Here is a 24,921-nt window from a genome sequence, read left to right on the forward strand (position 1 = left end):
TAAGGGAATAGAATCGGAGTGTGATACTATGGAACGTTTATGGATCCCAATGATTGTAACATTTTTTTCGTTCGGTGGATTACTGTTAGGTGGTGCTGTTGGAGTAGCAACACGCCAACTCATTGAAGAAAAGATGCATCGTTTATACGCATTATGTGGTGGTATTTTATTCGGGTTATTATCACTTGAAATTATCCCTGAAACATTTTCAAGCTATGAAATAATTGGGCCTATACTTGGTATAGCCATCGGTATTTTAGTTATGAGCTTATTAGATAACTATTGTCATCATCCAATGATACATAAAAAAGATCAACAAGCATGGCAAACCTTCCTTTTTCTCTCTTTCGCTATATTTATTCATAATATACCTAGTGGATTTGCGTTAGGTACAGCTTTTATAAATCATAATGACTCTGCCATTCCCTTTTTAATAGCAATCGTCGTGCACCATATTCCAGAAGGATTAGCTTTAATTATTCCATTTCTTTTTACAAAGCATAAATATATTTCCTTTTTATTAACGACTTTATTACTTTCTCTTATTCTCGGTACTGGTACGGTTTTTGGAATTTTGATGGAAGGAAAAGCTCGTCACCTGCAAGGCCTCATTATGGGAAGTGCTATTGGTTCACTTGGATATGTCACAATTCATGAAATGCTTTGGAAAGCTAAGAAACAGCTCTCTTTCCTTACATTTCTAATGTGGGCAACTAGTGGTTTTCTCCTAATAATAGCGTTTACTCTACTAGCTGGACATCACTAAATTAAACAAAAAAGATAGCTGAAAACAATTTGTCTTCAGCTATCTTTTTTATTCTTTCTATCTCTCTATAGAAAGAATAATTCCAGCAATCATAGAACTAAGTCGCTCTAAAATATTCCCTAGAAAAAACGTGCATACACTTTGTTTCGAAATAACTGTAGCATTTCTTTCATACTTCGGGTCGTTTCTCTTAATAAAACATTATCATTTTAGTAATTTATTGGAAATAACATTATGTTTTTCGACCATTATCAATCTTTTCCTTCTTTATAAAAAACATAAAAAGAGCCCTATTTTCAAAACAAGGACTCTTTTCATAAACTATTTAGCTACCTCTTCTTTCGGCATTACCATCCCTTTATAAAGTTGAACAGTTATCCAGTAATAGATGAAATAAATGACTAAGAAGATTCCTATTGGCACCCACACTTTTACAAACGGATCAACTAATATAAAGCTGAATAAGTTAAGCCCCACTAAAACGTGAGAGATGCCAATGATTGCTGGGAAGATAAATAAATATGAAATTTCTTTATATATACTTTTCGTTAACATACTACGTCTTACGCCGATTTTTCGTAACATTTCATAACGGCGTACATCACGAGAAGCACCTGTTAATATTTTGAACATAAGGGAACTCGCCATCATTGCTAAAAAGGCAATTCCGAGGAAAAATCCCATAAACATTGTTCCGCTCATGAAGCTGTTCATAAACTGATAAATTGTCATTTTCGTAAATAAGTCTACCTTTGCACCTGTTGCTTTTTCAATTTGTTCTTTTTGTCTCTTGTCTATTTCGATCAATAACGGTTTATATTTTTTCATATCATCTACTTTTGCTAATGTTACAGTGTGTTCTGTTCCTTGAATCCCTTTATAATGCTCTTCGTCTGCAATTCTTACTGGTTTTCCGCTAAATTGATTATGCGTAATTTGTATCTCTCTTACAACTGCGTCTTCCCAATCCTTTGGCATTTGAGGGAATTTTGCTAATTCAGGAGCCTCTAAAGCTGAATATACAGGTTCAGTTAAAGGTTCAGTCACACGTTTACGAACAGGCTCTTTTAAAGTTTTTGTATCAAAATGGTCTGAAACAAGTGGTGGTTTCGCAGTTAAGTCGTTACGTAAATAATAAACCGCTTCTCCATCTACTTTATATTTGTAATTGCTCTCTTCAACAATTTCCATTTCTTTCAAGGCCGCTTTGTCTTGATCATTCGGATCATGAATTACAACATCATATACACGAGAAAAGTCTGTCATAATACCTACATTTTTTTGGAACGCCATACCTGCAGTCATCGCACCTGCTCCTAATGCAATTAACATCGCTACAGTACCTAATACTCTCGATAAACTATTTACTCGAAAGCGTAGCTGTGCATATGTAAAACTATTTAGACCAATTTCATTTCGTTTTTTATTCCCTTTAATTTTCATCACAAAAAATGGGAGTAATGAACTAAAGATAAAATATGTGCCAAGTGTTGTAACGATGGTTGCTATAATAAAACCTAATTCAGCATATATTTTTACATTGATCATAAAATAGTACCCTGTACTTACCAGTAATACACCAAGTACTGTCATTATAATAATGCGAGTTTTACTTTTCTTCACTTCATCTAGTGTTTCATCTTCACGAATTAACTCTAGTTCAGTTTTACGTAACAATCGGACGCTGTTCATTAAGCCAGTAATGAAAAATAGTATTAAGAAGAAAATAGCTGTAACTAAAATTGCTGGTGTGTATACAGATGCGTAACTACCTTTTGCTGAAATTTCCATTCCATTCATTAAAAAGTTTCCTGCTACACTTGCAAGTAACATCCCTACTACAATACCGATAATAATACTTACAATCCCCATACCGAATGTTTCAATAAATAATAACTGTGCTACTTTTTTCTTTTTCGCACCAAGCATCATGTACATACCGAGTTCTTTTCTTCTTAACGTGAGCAAGAAAGAGTTGGCATATATAATATAAAATACAGTAATGAAAGATAATAGTATTGCACCTACCCAAAAGACGAGTCTAATACTACTAATTAGGCTATTATCTTTCGTAAATTCACTATTCATCGCCATCGTTTGGAACATGTAGAAAATACTAATACTAATAACGAGACCAATAAGTAAAACCATATAATCTTTTAACATCTTTTTCATACTATGACGTGATAATTTAAATAACATAGTTTCGCCCCCTACTTAGACTCAGCAGCTGAGCCCATATGAGCGAGCACACCTAAAATGTCTTGATAGAAATTCTCTCGAGTGCCTTGACGATTTAATTCTTTATAAAGAAGACCATCTTGAATAAATAAAATACGCTCACAATAACTTGCACTAAATGCATCGTGTGTAACCATTAAAATACTTACATTGTGATTTTCATGTAAATCTTGCATCGCTTCTAATAAACTTTTTGCGTTTTTACTATCAAGCGCTCCTGTCGGTTCATCTGCTAATACAATTGCCGGATTATGTACTAAAGCTCTTGCCGCCGCTGTTCTTTGTTTTTGTCCTCCAGAAACAGCAGTCGGATATTTTGTTAAAATTTCAGTGATGCCTAATTTTTTTGCAACGTCATTTACCTTTCCAGTAATCTCACTGGACGGTACGCCTTGCAAAGAAAGTGGTAAAGCGATATTTTCATAAATTGATAAATTTTCTAGTAAGTTAAAATCTTGAAAGATAAAACCTAATTTTTGAGATCGAAAATCTGATAATGCATTACCTTTCATAGAAGTAATATTTGTTCCAGCTATCGTCACACTACCACCTGTCGCCTGGTCAAGTGTACTTATCACATTAAGTAAAGTCGTTTTTCCAGATCCAGAAGGCCCCATAATCCCGACAAATTCTCCTTCTTTAATACTTAACGATACGCCCCTTAATGCTTTTGACTGATTCTCATTTCTTTTCCCATACGTTTTTTCTACACTTTCTACAGTAACTACATTTGTTGACATCTCTTTCACTCCATCCCTTTTGTATAAAATCAATTTCTCACATATTTCTTATTATTTTGTCATGTGAATTCTTAAGAATTTTTTAATTATGCATTCAATAAGAGTTACATCCGTAACATGAACCTATTTCCTACTTCATATTCTCATTTTTCTACAACTCGTTCCCTCGATTTCGCTTACATTTACCTTACATTTTTGTAAGATAAAAAAGAAAACACACTAATTTTTAATAGTGTGTTTTCTTTACAATCAATATTCTCTATTCTTTATTTCCTCTTCAATCCTTGCCACAAATACATCTAGCGCAACAACTTCTGACTTCTCTTCCCCATATTTACGTACATTTACAGCTCCGCTTTCCATTTCCTTATCCCCAATAACAAGAAAATACGGTACTTTTTGCATTTGTGCTTCTCTTATTTTATATCCTAATTTTTCATCTCGTGCATCCTGTTCAACACGAACTCCAGCTTTTGCTAATTTATGTGCAACCTCACTGCAATATTGTTCATGTACTGCATTTGAAACCGGAACTACTTTCACTTGAACTGGTGCCACCCATGCCGGGAACGCACCTCCAAAGTGCTCAATTAATATTGCTAAGAAGCGATCTAATGACCCTAAAACTGCCCTGTGAATAACAACTGGTCTTTTCTTATCATTATTTTCATCTATATAATTTAAATCAAATTTCTCTGGCATTTGGAAATCAAGCTGGATTGTTCCGCACTGGTGACTTCTATTTAAAGCATCTTTAATATGAAAATCAATTTTCGGCCCGTAAAATGCACCGTCACCTTCATTTAGTCTATATTTATAATTTAGCGATTGTAATACATTTTCTAATGCTGCTTCTGCTTGCTCCCATAATTTATCATCACCCATTGAATCTTCTGGACGAGTAGAAAGCTCTACTTCATATTCGAATCCAAAAGTTTTATATACGTAATCAATTTGCGCCATTACGGATTTAATTTCATCTTCAATTTGTTTTGGAGTTACAAATAAATGTGCATCATCTTGGCAGAAAGTACGTACTCTTAATAATCCGTTTAACGCACCACTAAATTCATGACGATGTACTTGACCAAATTCACACATACGAATCGGTAATTCACGATAAGAATGCAATTTATTTTTAAACATAAGCATGTGCCCTGGGCAGTTCATCGGTTTTAATGCAAAACTTTTATTATCTACTTCAGAGAAATACATATTATCTTTATAATGTCCCCAGTGCCCTGATCTCTCCCATACTTCTTGGTTCATCATGAACGGAGTGCGTACTTCTTGATAATTGTACTCTTTTTGAATTTCTCTTAAAAATGCTTCCAATTCGTTTCGAATAATTTGTCCTTTCGGTAAATAAAACGGCATTCCCGGAGCCTCTTCAGAAAACATAAATAACTCAAGCTCACTTCCCAACTTACGATGATTTCTTTTTGCTGCTTCTTCAACGAAATGTAAATACTCTTCTAATTCTTTTTGAGAAGAGAATGCAACACCATATATACGCTGAAGCACTTGGTTATTACTATCACCTCGCCAATATGCACCGGAAACGTGAGTTAATTGAAATGCTTTCAAATAACCTGTAGATGGTAAATGTGGTCCTCTACATAAATCTACAAATTCACCTTGTTTATATAGTGTTACACTTTCTCCACTAGGAATTGCTTCTAAAATTTCTAATTTCAAACTATCATCTATTTCTTGAAACAGCTTAGCTGCTTCTTCTCGAGAAACCTCAACTCGTTCTATCTTTATATTTTCATTTATAATCTTTTTCATTTCTTTTTCGATTTTTCGTAAATCTTCTATGTTTACACTACTTGGAAGATCCATATCATAATAAAATCCATTTTCAATAACAGGCCCTACTCCAAGATTTATATCACCATACAATCTTTTTACAGCTTGCGCTAAAATATGTGCCGCAGAGTGTCTTGCAATTTCTACACCTTCATTTGAATCTATAGTAATGATTTCCACTTCCGCATTTTCTTCAATATTTCGGCGTAAATCATATAATCCATCATTTACTTTCCCCGCGACTGCTTTCTTTTTCAAACTACTGCTAATGGATCCAGCAATTTCTTCTAAAGTAACTCCATTTACAAATTCTTTCACGCTACCATCTGGAAATTTAATTTCAATCATTTGTTCTTTCATTTTTCATCTCTCCATTTCATAATAAAAAGCACACTCATCCCTAAAATAGGGACGAGCGTGCTTATACCCGTGGTTCCACCCAGATTCCCATTGTAAACATACAATGGCTTCTTTTACGGTAACGTCGTTTATACGGCACTAGATACTTAATTTCCCCAGTGCAGCTCTAAGGTGGTAAGTTATTTTTCTGCGTTAGGAAGTTCTCAGCTTTCCTTCCTTCTCTGTATAACCGGGTAAAATAACTCGTGTCCTTTTCTTCGCTTATTATGAAATTGAATGCAAAAAAGCATATTCATCCCTAAATATAGGGACGAATATGCTTATATCCGTGGTTCCACCCAGATTCCCATCACAAAAAACATAATGGCTTCTTTTGCGATAACGTCGCATACACGGCACTAGATACTTAATTTCCCTAGTGCAGCTCTAAGGTGGTAAGTTATTTTTCTGCGTTAGGAAGTTCTCAGCTTTCCTTCCTTCTCTGTATAACCGGGTAAAATAACTCGTGTCCTTTTCTTTGCTTTTTGTAAAACATCCATTTATTGTTATTTAATATATCTTATTCATTTTATTTTTGCAAGTGTTTAAAAAAATTATTTATTTAATTTAAAAAGTGAAACCAAATTTTTTTGGTTTCACTTCACAATTTTACCAATCTTGTGGTTCGTAATTTAAGTCTGCAAATAGACGTCTTTTCTCTTTCTTCGTTAAATCTCTCCACTGTCCAACTGGTAAATTATTCAATTCGATATTCATAATTCTCGTACGTTTTAACGTGTATACTTGATAACCTAAAGCTTCACACATACGGCGAATTTGGCGATTTAGCCCTTGGGTTAAAATAATTTGGAACTCATATTTTGATAGCTGTGTAATCTCACAAGGAAGCGTTTTTGTTCCTAAAATTTTAACACCCGCTGCCATTTTCTCTAAGAAATCAGGAGTAATTGGCTTATCTACTGAAACGATATATTCTTTCTCATGTTTGTTTTCAGCACGTAAAATTTCATTAACGATATCACCATCATTCGTTAACAAAATTAAACCGTCTGAGTCTTTATCAAGACGTCCAATGTGACTAATTCGTAAAGGATGGTTCACTAAATCGATAATGTTACCTTTTACAGCTTTTTCACTCGTACATGTAATACCTACTGGTTTATTTAAAGCGATATATACGTGATCTCGAGCAATTCGAAGCTGCTCTCCATTTACTCGTACATCATCACCTGGATTTACTTGGTCACCAATTTTTGCAACCTTACCGTTAATAATTACTCTTCTCTCATTAATTAGTTTATCCGCTCCACGTCGAGACGCTTTTCCAGCTTCACTAATAAATTTATTGATACGCAAATTAGGCACATCCTTTTCTAAAAAAAATTTCAAGCTCACACTGCTTCTACCGTACAATACAAAAGGGTAAGCCTCCTATTATAACTTAAATATATTAACATGAAAGGGTATATAACGTCTTCTATTAATTACTTGTTTATAAGAAAATATCGTTATTATACAATCATTTATGCACTTTTTCAGCGTTTAATATACAAGCCATTCTTCCTTACATACAGCTTGTTTTCCTTTTATCTCTTCTATATCTTCATGAATATTAGCTAATTTATATAAATCTGGGAAAATCTCTTCCACATAATGTTGGTGCGCTATTTCATCTTTCCAATACGTTAACACTATGTAACGATTTTCATTTTTTAAAGACTTCCCAACTACTCCACCTAGCATTCCTTTTGCTTTTTCCATTCCTTTATTCCAAATTGTTTCTTGCTTATGTAAAAAATGCTTTTCCTTTTCCAACTTTACATCACATATAGCAACTCTTACGAATGCTCCCTCTATTACAATATCTTCCAAATGCATATCAGTTATATCATACAACGTTTGAAATAATTCAATTTCACATGAAAGAAACGTATCCTCTTGATTACTATTTAAATAAATTGTATCGTGAGAAGCATTCATAAATGATTGATATACACTTCTATCTTCCCATAAAGTAAATACACATGCCTCATCTTCATTCCATCCACCAAATTGTCCATGAAAACCATCTAGGTGCTGTATATCACGCCATTTTTCTTGCGCACTTGAAAATAATTCTTTTTTCTCTTCTTCCACTTTACAGTAGATTGTTTTTAGTAACATTTTTAATTCCCCCCTATGATCCGATCCATTTCCCACTCGCCATACTTTCTATTTTTCCATATACACAAACGTTAATTTTTTTGTTATCAACTCCATTACTTACTCGAAATTTGATGCCCTCCGTAAATGTTGTAAGTTAATTACCGGAATACTTACCGGGTAAAAATACATCTAAAATATAAAAATTAAAATCCCTTGTTTTGCTTTCTTATCCCGCTTATAGTTTACATAACATAATTATATATTACTGATTATCTATATCATTCAATAAAACATCCTATTTTTTATACTTGGTAAACTATCCACTCATTTTCATAAGAAATACTATTTTATTCTATACGCATAATAATTTTAATTCCAACAATTCAGAATTAAAATCCAAAAAAGATAGGAAGTAAACAATCCTACATTATTATCTACTCCCTATCTCTTTAATCATCAATTATTTTTCAAATATAGAATACGTAATTTCTCCTGGATAATGTACTACCGTTACCTTCCGTTTTTCTTTTTTAAAACTAACAGTATGACCGTTTTCCCCTAAGTTCTCCCAGCCACTCGCCTTTGTAATTGGCATTACACTTATATATTTATAATCCTCTTCCTTTTCATCGTTAATATGGATTGCTGACATTGGTACTGGAAAATCTTCAATTTTAGATTCTTTGTCCAGATATATGAGTGCAAATAAGCCAACTAATATCATAGCCATTGAAATATTTGAAACTAGTTTTTTCTATTCATTTTCACTGAAAACCCTCTTTTCTCACATATTACTTTCATCATTTTACTAATCTTAGTTATTTATGTATATAAAAAATATAATTAAAATCAATTCTAGACTATATTCTCTATCATTAATACTGTTATTGTTATATATTATAATTAATAGATTTTAAAATTTTGGAGGCGTTACTCATTGAGGAATTTTTTTTCAAAAAAATGGTCAGTTGTAATTTCTATTTTTATTATTGCCAGTACGATTTTCTACACAATGATAGATAAAAATCATAACAAAAAAGCCACGGTAGAAACAATTGATACAAAAACATTCAAAACTAACCTGCAACCTAAAATAGATGAGTTAACTACAAATTATAATGACATCATCGAGAAAGATTGGTTGCCTGCTTGGGAGGATATTAATATAAACGAAGATTCGGTTGACAGGACTAAACTATTAAGTACAATGATTTCTGTTTCAAAGCAATATGAAACAATCATAAAAGAAATTGACACCCTACAAATTGAAGAAAACATAGTAGAAGTACATATACAAAAGCAACTAACCTATTTCACAACTGAATTTAAAACCGCATCTAACTTCATGAAAAATGCAGCAGATTTGATTATAACTGGAGCCAATAGCTCTACTCCAGCTAATGAAATAATTGAAAATGCTAAACACTCTTTAGAACTTGCCGATCAACTTATTGTCATCGCTTTATCCACCTTAGCTGAAGTTGAGGATAAATTAGGACTTTTGAAAAAATAGCATTCTTTACTATTTTAAAATAAAAAAATGATTGCATTTCATTAATTGTATAACTATAATGTTTTTATTGATTCTATACACATTCAATGCGTATAAGTTATTAATTTTATAATTCGGATGAACCATTCAGGAGAAGGTCTATTGATCTACCGACGGGGCAAAAAGTTGTAAAACCAACTTTGAAACTCTCAGGTCTTGGTTACAAGTAGAACTGCATGGGGACGAATCTCTGGAGAGACTCCCTTTCGCTTTATATAGCGCAGAGGAAAACGAGCACCGAAGGAGCAAATCCGCTACTATAGCGGATAATCTCTCAGGTAAAAGGACAGAGACAAGCGAAAGAAAATGCCGATTTGTATCGGTTTATTTTTCTATCCCTTGTTTCTCCAGAGACCATTTCATTTACTTGAAGTGGTTTTTATTTTTTTCTAAAAAAGGAGAATACAGATGGAGACAGTAAGTAAAGTGTTAGAACAAATCAATTACTATGTGTGGGGACTACCAACGTTGTTGTTACTCGTTGGTACTGGTATCATTCTCACAGTGCGTTTAAAAGGTTTACAGTTTAGTAAACTATTATACGCTCACAAACTAGCTTTTAAAAAATCAGAAGATACATCTTCTTCTGGAGATATTAGCCACTTCCAAGCGCTTATGACAGCTATGGCGGCAACGATTGGTATGGGAAATATTGCTGGTGTTGCAACAGCTGTGACAATCGGTGGTCCCGGTGCAATCTTTTGGATGTGGATTACTGCTTTGTTCGGGATGGCAACAAAGTATGCCGAAGCAATTCTTGCGGTGAAATACCGTGTTAGTAATGAAAATGGCGAATATTCGGGTGGACCAATGTACTATTTAGAACGTGGTTTAGGAAAGAAATGGCTTGCTGTTTTATTCGCCATATTCGGTACAACTGCTTCTTTCGGTATCGGTAATATGGTGCAATCTAACTCAGTTGCAGAGGCAATGCGAATTAATTTCTCTTTCCCCCCTGCTCTAACTGGTATATTGATGTCGTTTTTAATCGCTATTGTTATTTTAGGCGGAGTTAAAAAAATCGGGAAAGTGACAGGATATATCGTTCCTATTAAAGCTTTCTTTTATATCATTGCTGGCCTTATTATTATTTTCTATCACTACGATCAAATTCCAGAAGCATTTTCACTTATTTTTTCTGGTGCATTTACTGGTACTGCAGCTGCTGGTGGTTTTATCGGAGCAACAGTTGCATCAGCTATTCAAATCGGAATGGCGCGCGGTGTATTTGCGAACGAGGCTGGTTTAGGGAGTGCCCCTATTGCCGCGGCGGCTGCAAAAACAGATTCACCTGCAAAGCAAGCATTAGTTTCTATGACCGGTACTTTTCTAGATACGTTTATTGTATGTACAATTACAGGACTTGTATTAATTACAACAGGTGCATGGAAATCAGGTAAAACTGGCGTTGAAGCTACAACACTTGCATTCCAATCTGTATTCGGTACTGCTGGTAGTATGATTCTCGGTATCGCAATTATTTTATTTGCCTACTCTACTATTTTAGGCTGGTCGTATTATGGAGAAAAATGTGTAGCTTATTTATTCGGAGAAAGTGCTGTTAAATATTATAAAGCAATCTTTATCATCATGATTGCTATTGGTGCGAATTTAAAATTAGGCATCGTATGGACATTTGCGGATATTGCAAATGGACTTATGGCAATTCCAAACTTAATTGGTCTAATTGGATTAAGTAGTATTGTTGTCGCTGAAACGAATCGCTTTTTACAAGCAGAGAAATTAAAAGAAAGTCATAAAAAACAGGCAAGTTAATCAATAATAAAGGAATGATTCATACATAATGAGCATTCCTTTTTTTGTTTTCTTACTCAGTAAATATCATTAAAAATATATTTATATCAATCTTTCCCTTTTTTATTCCACTAAAAGTTTTTCACATAAATGACATAAATCGTATGGTCTAACTATATAGTTGAAAAGGAATGCGACATTAAAGCGTCGCTGAAAAACTTATCCAAGAAAAGGGAGGAAAAATCTTTTGAAAAACAAAATCATTGTTTTCCTATCTGTTTTATCATTTATTATTGGTGGTTTCTTCTTTAACACGAATACTTCAAGCGCTGAAACATCATCTACTGATTACGTTCCTAACCAATTAATCGTTAAGTTCAAGCAAAATGCATCTTTAAGTAACGTGCAATCTTTTCATAAATCTGTCGGAGCTAATGTCTTATCTAAAGATGATAAGTTAGGTTTTGAAGTCGTTCAATTTTCGAAAGGTACTGTAAAAGAAAAAATAAAGAGTTATAAAAATAATCCAGATGTAGAATATGCAGAACCGAATTATTACGTTCACGCCTTTTGGACTCCGAACGACCCATATTTTAAAAATCAATATGGATTGCAAAAGATTCAAGCTCCACAAGCTTGGGATAGCCAACGAAGTGATCCTGGTGTAAAAGTAGCTATTATTGATACAGGAGTTCAAGGCTCACACCCTGATTTGGCTTCGAAAGTAATTTACGGGCATGATTATGTTGATAACGACAATACATCTGATGATGGTAATGGTCATGGTACACATTGCGCTGGAATTACTGGAGCCCTTACGAATAACAGTGTCGGAATTGCTGGTGTTGCCCCACAAACTTCAATTTATGCTGTCCGCGTATTAGATAATCAAGGAAGTGGTACACTTGATGCTGTAGCGCAAGGTATTCGAGAAGCTGCTGATTCGGGGGCAAAAGTAATTAGTTTAAGTTTAGGAGCTCCAAATGGTGGTACTGCATTACAACAAGCCGTTCAATATGCATGGAATAAAGGCTCTGTTATAGTTGCAGCTGCTGGAAATGCTGGAAATACAAAAGCTAATTACCCTGCTTATTACAGCGAAGTAATTGCAGTTGCTTCTACAGATCAAGCAGATAAGAAATCTTCATTTTCTACTTATGGTAGCTGGGTAGATGTTGCAGCACCAGGTTCAAATATATACTCCACTTATAAAGGAAGCTCGTATCAATCATTAAGTGGTACTTCTATGGCAACACCTCATGTTGCAGGAGTCGCTGCTCTTTTAGCAAATCAAGGATATAGCAATACACAAATTCGCCAAATTATTGAGTCAACTTCTGATAAAATTAGTGGTACAGGTACGTACTGGAAAAATGGTAGAGTCAATGCATTTAAGGCTGTACAATACGCTAAGCAATTACAAGAAAATAAAGCTTCTTAAGAAAACTTTAATCAGTCGATCTACCATGAATGCGGAATAAAATAGAAGGAGAGACTTCTATAATTAAAGCCTCTCCTTCTTACAAACTATATTACTCTCCCTGCTTTTTAACCATATGTAAATACAGTACAAAATCCATCATTGTCGACGAATGACCAAGTTGACGAATCATCGCTGTTATATTTCCTCTATGATATGTACCATGATTTACGACATGTTGTACTAACTCTAAAATTGAAGTTTCTAATGCCCCTGCATATGGGTTCTCAATAACAAATACAGCATTCACGTCTTGTATTGTAATTAAAAAGTCTTTATATTGATTTGCCATGTTTTCAAACATTTTTTCTAATTCATGTAACGATTTAGTTTCAATTTGTTTTCGTAAATCTTCTCGGTCTTGTATTGCTTCATTCATACTTTTACCATGCAATATGTGTAACCACACTTGATCTGTAATATAAATATGCACAAAAGTATCCTTAATGGATGGGAATACACTCTGTATCTGCTCATTAAAAATTGTCTCATAGTTTGGTAACTCTTTTAATCGATTGAATAATCTAGTATTAGCCCAAGCATGGTAATCACACTGTTTTAATATATAATCTTTCAATTTATATTACCTCCTTATTGTATGAAACGAATGGTTTGTTTCTTCATTTCCGATTCTCTATCAGCCTTTGCAATCCCTTTTCCTTTCATTTCATGTTTATTTATCGTTTTATATTTTACATACGTATGAAATTCCGTTTGAAATGGAAATGGTGTAATCCGAATTGTTTCCTCGTCCACCCATTCAGCTTGAATAAGTTTCTCCTCCTTACTATTAAACATTTCTGTTCCTTCAAAACCATCTTTAAATAAATCAATTTCATCTTTCTTTTTTACACCAGGCTTATTCATACATACGTATAAAGAAAGTTCATCACAAAACTTTAATAATCTATAATATTTATCAAACATCGCAAACTGTTCCTTTGTTAACGTTTTCAAAATTCTTTTTTGTCGTTCTAATTCATGTTTATAAAATGACATCATCTCTTCATCTTCCTCGTTTAGTGGAAATGATAAAAAATGTTTACTGCAAAGCAATGCCCCGTATGGATTAGAATTTTCAATTTCATTCAAACCAATCGTATAAAAAACAAAACGTAATGGGCTTGGACAATCCATAAATGTATATGGAATATTTTTAGCATCATTCAAAATTGGTACTTTATCAAGCTCTATCCATCCTCTGTCATGCTCATATATTGCATCAACTGTTTCTTTTAAATATGTTTTACCTTCAAAAAAGTCCTCTTTTATATGCTTTGCAATCTCTCCAGCTAAAAAACCATGATCATGTTGACGAATTAATATACTTTCCTTCTCATTTTTTTCACGAAAAATCATTCCTATACTCCCCCTCATCCTCATACTTAAGCTTTTTATATGCATCGATTCTTAATTAATCCCTAAATAATAGAAGGGATTCAGTCTCTTGCAACGAAATTAACATAATTATATAGTATTCTTTCTAATCATAGTGATAGCTTTATCTTTACTATCTATTATACTAAAACATTCATTCCAAAAATTTTTTTATGAGGTGAAAACATGAACAAAACAGAATTAATTAAAAACGTAGCACAATCAGCTGATATTTCTCAAAAGGACGCTTCTGCAGCTGTACAATCCGTATTTGACACAATTGCTAATGCATTACAATCTGGCGATAAAGTTCAATTAATCGGATTTGGAACTTTTGAAGTGCGCGAAAGATCTGCTCGTACAGGACGTAATCCGCAAACTGGCGAAGAAATTCAAATCGCAGCTGGTAAAGTTCCTGCATTTAAAGCAGGTAAAGAATTAAAAGAAGCTGTTAAATAAACAAGAAACCAGCCATTTTATAGGCTGGTTTCTTGTTTTCATTTAAGCAATTGCTTTATATTCTCTGCATGGTACACTTCACAAATATAAAATACACATTTGCAGTTACTTACAATTTGATACTTTCTAGTTGGATACACATTCGCTGTAACAGAACATCCATCAAACAATTCGATAATATTTCCAGATGGCTGATATCCTTCATATAATACGTTTCTTCTTACTTCCATCTTTTCTATAAGCTTTTCAACAGGAATATTTCCACTCTCTAATTCACTCTTTATTGCGTCCGGTAAAAACGAAGTGTCTGCAAAAATTAGATTTTCAGATAAAACCTTACCTTTATAACTAACATTAGATACACGGTAAAGAAATGTTCCATCTTTATCAAAGAAATTCTTTGCTTCTTTCGGAATGTACTGTCTACCAAGTGCCTCTTGTTCAAGAACATCAAACTGAACTGTATCATTTAAAAGCTTTTCTAAAGCGTGAATGGATGATGTATCTCCAGAAAATAAAATATTTTTAATTGCTTGTATATTATAAGTGAATTCATTCTTTCTATTTTCCGCCACTAACATGAGGAACACCTCTTCTATAATTTTTTATTTAAGATTTAAAAGTGCTACCGCGTCTAATTGCGTAATTTCAGTCACTTCCTTACTGAATATTGCAACAGAAGCCATATAATCTAAACTAGGCCTTACATCTTCCATCATTGTATTATTTGCCAACTCTTGCTTATCCTTAAAAACCAACAATCTTGGAGGATTATTTGGAGCTGATACTGTAATATGTACTGGTGGAATCATTAGTCCTTCACCTGTCGCTTTCAACACCGCTTCTTTTCGAGTCCAATATGTTAAAAAACCTTCTATTTTCTGTTCATTTGGCAGTTTCATAACTTGTGCTATTTCAATCTCTGTTAATACACCTTCTGCCATTTTCATAACATCTACATTTGGATTCATTTGTTCTACATCTATGCCAACAGGTGCAGATTTTGTAAATGCAACGACAACCCACTCACCTGAATGCGAAACAGATAATTGCGGCATATCTTCTGGTAATTGTGGTCTTCCATGCTGCAATTTACATACGGAACACATTCGATCAATTGGTACTTGGACTGGTGACATAGAAAGTATCTTGCCGAGAACTAATCTACTAATTACGCAACCTATTATAAAACGAGCTCGATCTGCCGAATGATGATACGAATTTGCTTTCTCTCGCTCTATATTATTTAGTAAATTGTAATGCCATGATTGTAAATCTGAAATTCTTGCCCACCATATTTGACAATCATTCTCATTCAAAGTTGGAATAGAATCTACAACTTTACTTTCTATCATGTAAACTCTCCTTTATTCAACGAATATCAATTTTCATAAAAAAGCATACGTATATTGTTATTCATTGACAAGTACTTTCTCTTTTTCTGATACTGATAATGTTTTTTCTTTCTTCTTTGACATTACCTCTTTATCGGAAATACGTAAAGAAAATAGTAGTGCTATAAGCAAAAATATTGCTGATCCAATTAATGCTGCTTGATATGGTAAAAAATCGGATTGAACGTTATTACTTCCAAAACCAGCTAGTATACTAGCTAAAACAGCTACTCCTATTGCTGAACCTAATCGATTTTGCACATTGAATATAGTAGTCGCTCTCCCCATAGAAGGCGGCGTGATATTGTTAAAGGCAGAAAATTGAACTGCACCGACAGATTGACCTAAGAAAATACCAATGCCAAACAATAATGCCCGGATTTGCCACGGATTCGTATCGTGATTTACAAAACTCAATAAAACAAATATAACCGCCGTACATATTAATCCAATAGAAATTACCTTTCGAGCTCCTAATTTCTTATATGACCATGGCACAATTTGTGAAGAAATCATTAATCCAATCGCCTCTGGAAATGTCGTAAGTCCTGATTCTAGCGCGGAAACTCCTATCACATTTTGATACATAAGTGGAAAAACAAATAACATTCCTAATAAACCAGCTGATGAAAATAATGATATAATGCTCATCTTTCTAAATACTGGTTCTTTTAATAAGCGTAAATCTAACATCGGTTGCTTTACTTTCAGTTCTACGATTATAAACAACGCAATGAATACAAACCCAGCTACCCCGGTACTCATAATTTCTGGAGAAATCCACCCTTTTGATGGTCCCTGGCTGAGTGCATATATGAGCATCGCAAATCCTGGTGCTGATAAAATAAAGCCAAGAGAATCAAAGCGACCAGCTGATTTTTCAACATGCTCTGCTAAAAATAGAAGTCCAAATAGCAATGCAACGATTCCAAACGGTACATTAATATAAAATGCCCAACGCCAAGACATTTGATCTACAAAGAAACCACCGATGATAGGCCCAACTGCTGGCGCTACAGCAATTGGAAGTACAATGAACCGGGAAATCTTCGGTCTTTCCTTTGGTGAAAATGTTCGAAATAACATCGCCATTCCGACCGGTGTTAAAAGCCCTCCACCAGCACCTTGAATGATACGAAAAATATTCAATGAAGTAATATCGTTAGCCATTCCGCATAAAGCAGAAGCGATTGTAAATACGAAAAGAGCAATTAAAAATACTCTTTTCGTCCCAAAACGATCTCCTAACCAACCAGAAATCGGAAGGAAAACAGCTAAACTAACTAAATACCCAACATTAACCGTCCCCATTGCAGATGCAGGTACTTGTAGTTCTCTACTTATCGTTTGCAGTGCTACATTTACAATCGTTGCGTCCATCGCAGCCATAAACATCGCAGTTATATACACGATACTTACAACTACTTTTGGATTTAGTTTTGCTTTCATTATCGTTTTCCTGCTAATGTTTTTTCGCGAACTTGATTACTTTTCGGATTCAAATCTTTCCAGTTATATTCAACATATTCCAAGCAGCTCTGCCTACTAGCTTCTTCATATACGACATTCCAGCCAATAGGTACATCGAGAAAAGCAGGCCAGAGAGAATACTGGCCCTCCTCATTTATTAATACTTTATATGTGTAATTATCATTTTCAAATGGATTCGTCATACTCTACTTACCCCTTTCTTATTCTGCAAATATTTCGCTAATACTTGTCCAATTTCCGTGAGTGGACCTGGCTGACATAGATCTTTATGTCTACAATCAATATCGTGCTGCACAATTTGCCCGTCTAAATAATTTAGCCACGTATTTGGAGAAATAGGATCAAACCAATCTGGTATAACAGTAGATCTAAAGAATAAGATATCTCCGTTATAAACTTTCGGTACATACTTCCCTAACAACCCTACTGAATTTACATATGTTTCTTTCAAATTCAATATAGTCTCTTCTTCAAGACTTGCTAATGCACTTCCATCTTTACGAAGGATTTCAACTGCACTTTCCATTGTAAGTGGTTTACCATCCATGTTATCTGGGTCATATCCGCCTAAAGCAAGTAATGCTATTAACGCTTCCTCTTCAGTAGGCGCTTCCGTATTCGGTAAGAAGTGTCCAGGATAAGAATCAAGCATAACGAGTAATTCTACTTCTTCCCCTCCATTTTGTAGTTGCGCCGCCATTGCATGCACAACATTTCCTCCAAGCGACCAGCCTAGTAAACGATATGGTCCATGAGGCTGTACTTCACGAACGTGTTTCAAGTAATCCGCCGCCATCTCCTCTAAAGTTTTTGGAAGTTCTTCATTTTTAGCAATACCACGTGCTTGTACACCATAGATTGGATAATCTGTTCCTAAAGATTTCATAAGTCCTGCATAGCACCAACTTAATCCACCTGCTGGATGTACACAAAATAGTGGTAATTGATCCCCGCTTGCTCGTAATGGAAGCAACACATCAAGTGCACTTTGACCATTCCCCATCTCAAGTCTTTCAGCTAACCCTGCAACAGTCGGTGCTGCAAATAAAGTGCCAATGTTTAGTTCCACTCCAAGCGCCTCTTTAATGCGGCTCATAAGCTGTACTGCAAGGAGTGAATGCCCACCAAGATCAAAAAATCCGTCATCAATTCCAATTTGAGGTACACTTAGCACTTCTGTAAACAAGTCACATAACATTTCTTCTTGCGGTGTTCTTGGACCACGACTAGAAGATGATGCGATAAATTCTGGAGCTGGCAATGCCTTTCTATCTAATTTACCGTTTGGAGTTAAAGGTAACTCATTTACTACTACAAAAGCGTATGGAACCATATAATCTGGTAAACTACCACTAGCAAACTGACGCATTTCATTCGTATCAATCTCTTCATCATTTGATGCGACGATATAAGAAACTAACCGTTTATCCCCTGGTTGATCTTCCCGTACAATAACGGCTACTTGCTCAACTTTAGGGTGCTTCATTATGACTGCTTCTATTTCTCCTAATTCAATTCGGAATCCACGAATTTTTATTTGATGATCTGCACGTCCTATATAATCTAGCGTCCCATCTTTACGCCAACGAGCTAAGTCTCCTGTACGATACATTCTTGTACCTGGCTTGCCAAATGGATCTGCGATAAAGCGTTCAGCCGTTAATCCTGCTCTTCCTAAATATCCACGCGCAAGCCCTGCACCTGCAACATACATTTCTCCAACTACTCCAGGTGGCACTGGTTGTAAATAGTTGTCTAACACATACACTTTAAGGTCAGGTATACTGCACCCAATTAAACTATTTGCTCGTAAAGAGACGATAGTTTCATCTAATTCAATATAACTAACATGCACTGTCGTCTCCGTAATACCGTACATATTAATAAGCTTTGGTGCATTATGAGGATGTCGACTATACCAATCTTCTAAGCGACTTAGCTCAAGTGCTTCTCCTCCAAAAACAACATATCGTAAAGATAATTTTTGGCCAATCTCTTCATTTTCACGATCTGCTTGCATCAATTGATAGAACGCTGATGGAGTTTGATTTAAAACCGTAACCTTTTCTTTAACAAGAAGCTGTAAAAATTCTTTCGGCGAGCGACTTACAGTATGTGGCACTACAACTAAACGCCCTCCGTATAATAAAGGTCCCCAAATTTCCCAAACCGAGAAATCAAAAGCGTATGAATGGAACATCGTCCAAACATCGTTTCCGTCAAACTGGAACCAATGATCAGTTGCCCCTAAAAGTCTTACTACATTTTGATGAGGTATCATAACGCCTTTCGGTCTACCCGTTGAGCCTGATGTATAAATAACGTAAGCAATATGTGATGGAGATAATGGCTTAATTCGTTCCACTTCATCAATATTGTCTTCACTATATTTCTCAACTTCTGCTATTACTTTCACATCATCAACTAAAACTTTTAGTGCCTCGTCACATTCAATTTCCACTTCTGAATTCGTTAAAACACATGATGGTTTCGCATCGTGTAGCATAAATGAAATGCGGTCTGCTGGGTAATCTGGATCTAACGGAAGGTATCCAGCACCCGCTTTAAGAACAGCTAATAAGCTTACCACCATGTTTAATGATCTTGGCATCGCTAAAGCAACGAGTTGATCAGGACCAATCCCTTTTGCTATTAGGAATCGAGCTATTTTATTTGCTTTTCTATTTAACTCTTCATAAGTTAATTTCTTATCTTCAAAGACAACAGCAATAGAATTTGGATTTATATGAGACTGTTTTTCAAATAATTGTGGCAATGTCATTTCTGGTGCAATTTGAAAACCACCATTCCACTTTTCTAATACTGTATTTTTCTCTGCTAAAGTTAATATTTCTAATCTGCCAATGGATTGATCCGGATTTGTCGCCGCATCATCTAATAACAAAATGAATCGTTCTATTAGTTTTTGAACCGTTTCACGTTTATATAAATCGGTACTAAACTCTAGTAATCCATGTAAACCGTTCGGAGTACCATCATCCCCGTTACTCTCACTAATTTCAAATGTTAAATCAAATTTTGCAGAACCGACGCTTTGAATTTCAAGGCTCGCTTCTAAACCTGGTACATGAAACGTTGCTTCTGGTGTATTTTGAAAAGCTAACATAACCTGAAACAACGGGTGGCTGTTTCGAGTACGTACTGGATTTAACACTTCAACAAGCCTTTCAAATGGAACATCTTGATTTTCATAAGCTGCAAGATTTACCTGCTTCACTCTATTTAATAATTCTTTAAAACTTGGATCTCCTGAAGTATTTGTACGTAACACTAATGTATTTACAAATAAACCAACAATATCTGAAAGTACATCATCATTTCTTCCAGCAATGGGACTTCCAATTGGTATATCAGTGCCTGCACCTAATCTTGTAAATAGTGCACTAAGCCCTGCTTGTAACACCATAAACAAACTAACTCCATTTTTACGTGCAAGCTCTACTAACCTACTATGCATACCTTCATCTATATGAAAATGAATTGTTTCCCCGCGGTAACTCGTCTCAATTGGACGCTGGAAATCTGTAGGTAACTCCATTTGATCTGGTAAACCTTTAAGTTCTTCTTTCCAAAAATCTAATTGTGTTGAAATAAGACTCTCTGGTGTCGTTTCATCACCTAGCAATTGTTGTTGCCAAAGTGCATAATCTGCGTATTGAACTGGAAGTGTCTCCAGCTGAACTCTGTCACCTTGACATCGTGCTTTATACGCCGCTGTAAAATCTCTCGTTAACGGCTGTAATGACCAGCCATCACCTACAATATGATGTAATAAAATTAATAATACATGTTCGTTTTCACTCACTGTAAAAAGTTGCAAACGAACTGCCGGCTCAATATCGAGGTTAAAACTATATCTTACCGCCTCTGAAAGTACACTTTCTAATTCATCTTTACATGTTTTTGTTATAATCATTTCTAGATTTAAGTTTTCCATATCTAAAATTTTCTGATAGGAACTACCTAATACGTTAGGGAAAATTGTTCTAAGTGTTTCATGTTTCTCAACTACATCATAAAAAGCACCTTGTAATGCTTCCTCATTCAATATTCCATTCATACGAATGACTAGCGGAATATTATAAGTAGGACTTGGACCTTCTAAACAATTTAAGAACCATAACCTGCGCTGTGCAAATGAAAGTGGAACTTCATTTGGCCTACTTGCTTTCTGAATAGCTGGTCTTGCACTTTTTGCATGGTTTAATTGTTTCGCCAGTTCGGCAACAGTTGGTGATTCAAATAGTTTCCCGATACCTAATTCCACACTTAACGTTTCACGAATTCTTGCCATTAAACGAGATGCAAGAAGGGAATGTCCACCCATTTCAAAGAAATTATCATCAATACTAATTCGAGAAACACCAAGTACTTCTGCAAATAAATCACATAATATTTCTTCTTTCGGATTTCTAGCAACCCTCTCATTGTTCATTCCATTAAAATTAGGCGCAGGTAATTTCTTTCTGTCAACCTTACCATTTGGCGTTAATGGTAATTCTTCTAGCACAACAAATGCCGATGGTATCATATAATTCGCTAAACTTTCTGAAACATAAGAACGAATTTCTGAAAGATTAATCGGTTCCTTTTCTTCTGCAATGATATATGCAATGATGCGTTTATCATTTGGACGATCTTCTCGTACCATTACTACCGCTTGTTGAATATTTTCATGTCGTTGTAATACCGTTTCAATTTCAGCTAATTCAATTCGGAATCCACGAATTTTAATTTGATGATCTGCGCGACTAATGTACTCTAACGCACCATCACTACGCCATTTCACAAGATCTCCTGTACGGTACATACGCTTCCCTGATTCTCCATAAGGATTTGCAACAAACCGTTCAGCTGTTAACTCAGGTTTTCCTAAATATCCGCTTGCAAGTCCTTCCCCTGCAATATATAATTCACCAATAACTCCAGGTGGAACTGGTTGTAACCCTGCATCCAATACATACACTTCTGTATTGGAAATTGGCTTTCCAATAGGAGGTATACCCTTTTCACTTTCATCAATGTTCATGAAAGTAGACCAAATCGTCGTTTCAGTTGGTCCATATAAATTAGTTATTGAGCAACCTAATTCTTTTAATTTATTTGCTAAATGCGCTGGAAGAGCTTCACCACCAACAAGTATGTTTAGCCCTTGTAGCTTCTCTGGATAATCAGTTACTAACGCCTGCCAAAGCGTCGGTGTAGCCTGCATAACGGTCACTCTTTCTTCTTGTAAAAGTGTCGTTAATGCAGAAGGCTCTTGTATGTCTTCTTTTTGCGCAATTGTTAAACTTGCACCACTAATAAGAGGTAAATAAATTTCTAGAGCAGAAATATCAAACGCAAAAGTTGTAACTGCTAATAAATGATCATTTTCATTTAACGAAAACTTTTGTTGCATAGCCATTAAAAAGTTACTTAAACCTCTCATAGGAACAATTACACCTTTTGGGTTTCCTGTTGAACCTGAAGTATATATTGTATAGGCTGGGTTTAAAAGTAATACATCATTCTTACATGCTATATTCATACGAGAATATGTATGTAACGCTATTTTCGTTTCTTCGCCATCTAATACAATTTTTTTCATACCATTTTCTATAACTAACTTAGATGAAACAGATGAATGTGTTATGATACAAACTGGTTTTGCATCATCTACTATATAATTAACTCTTTCTGCTGGGTATTCTGGATCTATTGGTAAATATGCTGCACCAGCCTTTAAGACTGCTAGCATACTAACTACCATTTCTATTGATCTAGGGAATACTAAAGCTACAAACTGATTTGGTCGTATTCCTTCTTCTACTAAATAATGTGCTAGTTCATTCGCTCGTTCATTTAGCTCTTTATACGTAAGGTTTATACCGTCACAAGTAATCGCTAGTTTATTTGGATTTTTTTGCACTTGTTTTTCAAATGATATAGGTAGACTGATTAACTCATCATCTTCCTTCGTTTCATTCCATTCCAATAAAACCTTATGATTTTCTTCAGGCAGAGTAATATTTATTTTTCCAATCGACTCGTTTTTCTCATAATTCTTTATTACTAATTCAAATAGATTCATAAATCTTTCTTTATGCAATGCTAGCTCCGCGCCATTATATACTTCGGGATTCGCATCAAAATGAATCATTAGCTCATTTTGATCAAAACGTTTATATACATTTATCGATAAATCATCTACAGGTCCTGCTGATAAGTTATGCGTAATACCACGATTTCCAGCAAAATTAAGCCCGTAATCAAAAGGCATAACATTCACTAACGGTCCAAACAACCTTTGATTTTCACCTAGTAACTTTAAGTCTCTTCTTAATTCCTCGTGACGGTATTTATGATGACGACGTACATCTCGGATTTCTTTAGAAACTTGCTGCAATAATTCCGCAAGAGTTATATTTGGAGTTACAGTGAGACGCAGTGGTACTAAATTCATTACCATACTTGGTGTATGAATAGATACAGAACCTAGACGCCCCATCATCGGTAAACCTAAAACAATATCATTTTCACCTGTTAATTTATGCATATAAATACTTGTTACAGCGACAATGAATTCCGGCCAACTTGTTAACGAAATATTGATATCTTCTAGTAAAGTTTTCGTGCTAGAACTAGATAAATAAGCTGTTTCTCGTGAAAATCCATTTGATGTTCTCGGTGCTCGTTCTGCCAAGCTTACAACTTCTGGTTCATCAGCAAACTTTTCTAACCAAAAAGTACGATCTTCCTGAAATTGTTTAGACTCACGATACTCAATATCTTCTTGTACAACTTTTGTAAGAGAACCAAATGGCTTTTCATTCTTGTTTGTTTCTTCTATAAGTGATGTATACTCATTCGCTACCTTTTGGCTAAGAAGTGAAAATCCATAGCCATCCATCACAATGTGATGGATGCGCTGATACCAAAAGAAACGATTATTTTCAACTTGAATAAGTGCTTCCGTAAATAAAATATCTTTTTTCAAATCGACGGGCATAGATAAATCATTTTTCATCCATACTTTAGCAGCTTCTTCAGGGTTTTCTTCTTTACGAACGTCAATAAAATGCATATAAAACTGTGATTCTTCAATAACTTGCCATGGGCCAATTTCATCCTCTTCGAAGCGAACATGAAGTGCTTCTGCTTCTATTACAACTTTACGTACAGCTAATTCGAAAATTTCTTGATGAATATTTCCGTTTATTTCTACATATTCCCCAGTATTATAAATTGGGTTAAGCGGATCTAATTGTTGCGCAAACCACATACCAGACTGCGCAGATGATAACGAATGACGAATCTTTTGACTGTTAGGCATTCTTTACTACCCC

The 24,921-nt window shown here is 34.9% G+C and carries 17 protein-coding genes, 2 pseudogenes, 1 riboswitch and 2 other annotated features; of the genes and pseudogenes, 5 read left to right on the forward strand and 14 right to left on the reverse strand.

The annotated features are described in order from the left end of the window. The first annotated feature begins 28 nt into the window (after positions 1 to 28). Positions 29 to 766: a ZIP family metal transporter gene (locus MHI28_RS05080; RefSeq protein WP_000440613.1), complete on the forward strand. Its 738-nt coding sequence runs from the start codon at positions 29 to 31 to the stop codon at positions 764 to 766. Between the two features lie 72 nt (positions 767 to 838). On the opposite strand, the pseudogene MHI28_RS05085 reads toward MHI28_RS05080, so the two are convergent. The 7 genes and pseudogenes from MHI28_RS05085 to MHI28_RS05115 all read right to left on the reverse strand — a co-directional run. Next, positions 839 to 939: pseudogene (locus MHI28_RS05085) on the reverse strand (MFS transporter); the annotation flags it as partial. 148 nt (positions 940 to 1,087) lie between these two features. Continuing rightward, a complete protein-coding gene (locus tag MHI28_RS05090; RefSeq protein WP_000897903.1) occupies positions 1,088 to 2,968 on the reverse strand; it encodes an FtsX-like permease family protein in 1,881 nt (626 codons plus the stop codon). Positions 2,969 to 2,979: 11 nt separating this feature from the next. Next, positions 2,980 to 3,747, reverse strand: coding sequence for an ABC transporter ATP-binding protein (locus MHI28_RS05095; protein WP_000106426.1), 768 nt, complete (start codon positions 3,745 to 3,747; stop codon positions 2,980 to 2,982). A 249-nt stretch (positions 3,748 to 3,996) separates the two neighbouring features. Continuing rightward, positions 3,997 to 5,919 carry a threonine--tRNA ligase gene (thrS, locus tag MHI28_RS05100; RefSeq protein WP_000663089.1) on the reverse strand — a complete coding sequence of 641 codons (1,923 nt, stop codon included), beginning with the start codon at positions 5,917 to 5,919 and terminating at the stop codon, positions 3,997 to 3,999. A gap of 44 nt (positions 5,920 to 5,963) precedes the next feature. After that, positions 5,964 to 6,186 (reverse strand) — a binding site (T-box leader). A gap of 36 nt (positions 6,187 to 6,222) precedes the next feature. Continuing rightward, positions 6,223 to 6,446, reverse strand: a binding site (T-box leader). A gap of 121 nt (positions 6,447 to 6,567) precedes the next feature. After that, positions 6,568 to 7,275: a 23S rRNA pseudouridine(2604) synthase RluF gene (gene rluF / locus MHI28_RS05105; protein ID WP_001222160.1), complete on the reverse strand. Its 708-nt coding sequence runs from the start codon at positions 7,273 to 7,275 to the stop codon at positions 6,568 to 6,570. 186 nt (positions 7,276 to 7,461) lie between these two features. Further along, positions 7,462 to 8,082 carry a YdbC family protein gene (locus MHI28_RS05110; protein WP_000925175.1) on the reverse strand — a complete coding sequence of 207 codons (621 nt, stop codon included), beginning with the start codon at positions 8,080 to 8,082 and terminating at the stop codon, positions 7,462 to 7,464. Positions 8,083 to 8,524: 442 nt separating this feature from the next. Next, positions 8,525 to 8,868 (reverse strand): annotated as a pseudogene (locus MHI28_RS05115) (hypothetical protein). Between the two features lie 133 nt (positions 8,869 to 9,001). Between MHI28_RS05115 and MHI28_RS05120 the strand changes: the two are divergent. The 3 genes from MHI28_RS05120 to MHI28_RS05130 all read left to right on the forward strand — a co-directional run bounded on the left by MHI28_RS05120 (position 9,002) and on the right by MHI28_RS05130 (position 12,812). Continuing rightward, on the forward strand, positions 9,002 to 9,577 hold the full coding sequence (locus MHI28_RS05120) for a hypothetical protein (RefSeq protein WP_001243468.1): 576 nt from the start codon (positions 9,002 to 9,004) through the stop codon (positions 9,575 to 9,577). Positions 9,578 to 9,796: 219 nt separating this feature from the next. Next, positions 9,797 to 9,916, forward strand: a riboswitch (glycine riboswitch). Positions 9,917 to 10,024: 108 nt separating this feature from the next. After that, positions 10,025 to 11,392, forward strand: a complete 1,368-nt coding sequence (locus MHI28_RS05125) for an alanine/glycine:cation symporter family protein (protein ID WP_000451033.1) — start codon at positions 10,025 to 10,027, stop codon at positions 11,390 to 11,392. Between the two features lie 226 nt (positions 11,393 to 11,618). Then, positions 11,619 to 12,812 carry a S8 family peptidase gene (locus tag MHI28_RS05130; RefSeq protein WP_000790929.1) on the forward strand — a complete coding sequence of 398 codons (1,194 nt, stop codon included), beginning with the start codon at positions 11,619 to 11,621 and terminating at the stop codon, positions 12,810 to 12,812. A gap of 91 nt (positions 12,813 to 12,903) precedes the next feature. Here the strand turns inward: MHI28_RS05130 and MHI28_RS05135 are convergent, their stop codons facing one another. Then, on the reverse strand, positions 12,904 to 13,428 hold the full coding sequence (locus MHI28_RS05135; protein ID WP_000656265.1) for a DinB family protein: 525 nt from the start codon (positions 13,426 to 13,428) through the stop codon (positions 12,904 to 12,906). A 14-nt stretch (positions 13,429 to 13,442) separates the two neighbouring features. Next, complete coding sequence (locus MHI28_RS05140) at positions 13,443 to 14,210, reverse strand: DUF3891 family protein (protein WP_000577287.1); 768 nt, start codon at positions 14,208 to 14,210, stop codon at positions 13,443 to 13,445. Positions 14,211 to 14,414: 204 nt separating this feature from the next. Between MHI28_RS05140 and MHI28_RS05145 the strand changes: the two genes are divergently transcribed. Continuing rightward, positions 14,415 to 14,687: an HU family DNA-binding protein gene (locus tag MHI28_RS05145; protein ID WP_001043905.1), complete on the forward strand. Its 273-nt coding sequence runs from the start codon at positions 14,415 to 14,417 to the stop codon at positions 14,685 to 14,687. Between the two features lie 38 nt (positions 14,688 to 14,725). Here MHI28_RS05145 and MHI28_RS05150 read toward each other — a convergent pair whose 3' ends face one another. The 5 genes from MHI28_RS05150 to MHI28_RS05170 are packed head-to-tail and all read right to left on the reverse strand — an operon-like array spanning position 14,726 to position 24,908. Continuing rightward, a complete protein-coding gene (locus MHI28_RS05150) occupies positions 14,726 to 15,268 on the reverse strand; it encodes a hypothetical protein (protein ID WP_000959120.1) in 543 nt (180 codons plus the stop codon). 24 nt (positions 15,269 to 15,292) lie between these two features. Next, positions 15,293 to 16,042, reverse strand: coding sequence for a 4'-phosphopantetheinyl transferase Sfp (sfp, locus tag MHI28_RS05155; protein WP_000573012.1), 750 nt, complete (start codon positions 16,040 to 16,042; stop codon positions 15,293 to 15,295). A 57-nt stretch (positions 16,043 to 16,099) separates the two neighbouring features. Next, the gene (locus MHI28_RS05160) at positions 16,100 to 17,530 is read right to left on the reverse strand and encodes an MDR family MFS transporter (RefSeq protein WP_000644937.1); all 1,431 of its coding nucleotides are present in this window, start codon (positions 17,528 to 17,530) and stop codon (positions 16,100 to 16,102) included. Continuing rightward, complete coding sequence (locus tag MHI28_RS05165; RefSeq protein ID WP_000184057.1) at positions 17,530 to 17,754, reverse strand: MbtH family protein; 225 nt, start codon at positions 17,752 to 17,754, stop codon at positions 17,530 to 17,532. Before MHI28_RS05165 ends, MHI28_RS05160 begins: the two co-directional genes overlap by 1 nt. Further along, a complete protein-coding gene (locus tag MHI28_RS05170) occupies positions 17,751 to 24,908 on the reverse strand; it encodes an amino acid adenylation domain-containing protein (protein ID WP_001133916.1) in 7,158 nt (2,385 codons plus the stop codon). Before MHI28_RS05170 ends, MHI28_RS05165 begins: the two co-directional genes overlap by 4 nt. Positions 24,909 to 24,921: the final 13 nt, after the last annotated feature.

The organism is Bacillus sp. FSL K6-0268 (genome assembly GCF_038005425.1).
GTDB lineage: Bacteria > Bacillota > Bacilli > Bacillales > Bacillaceae_G > Bacillus_A > Bacillus_A thuringiensis_S.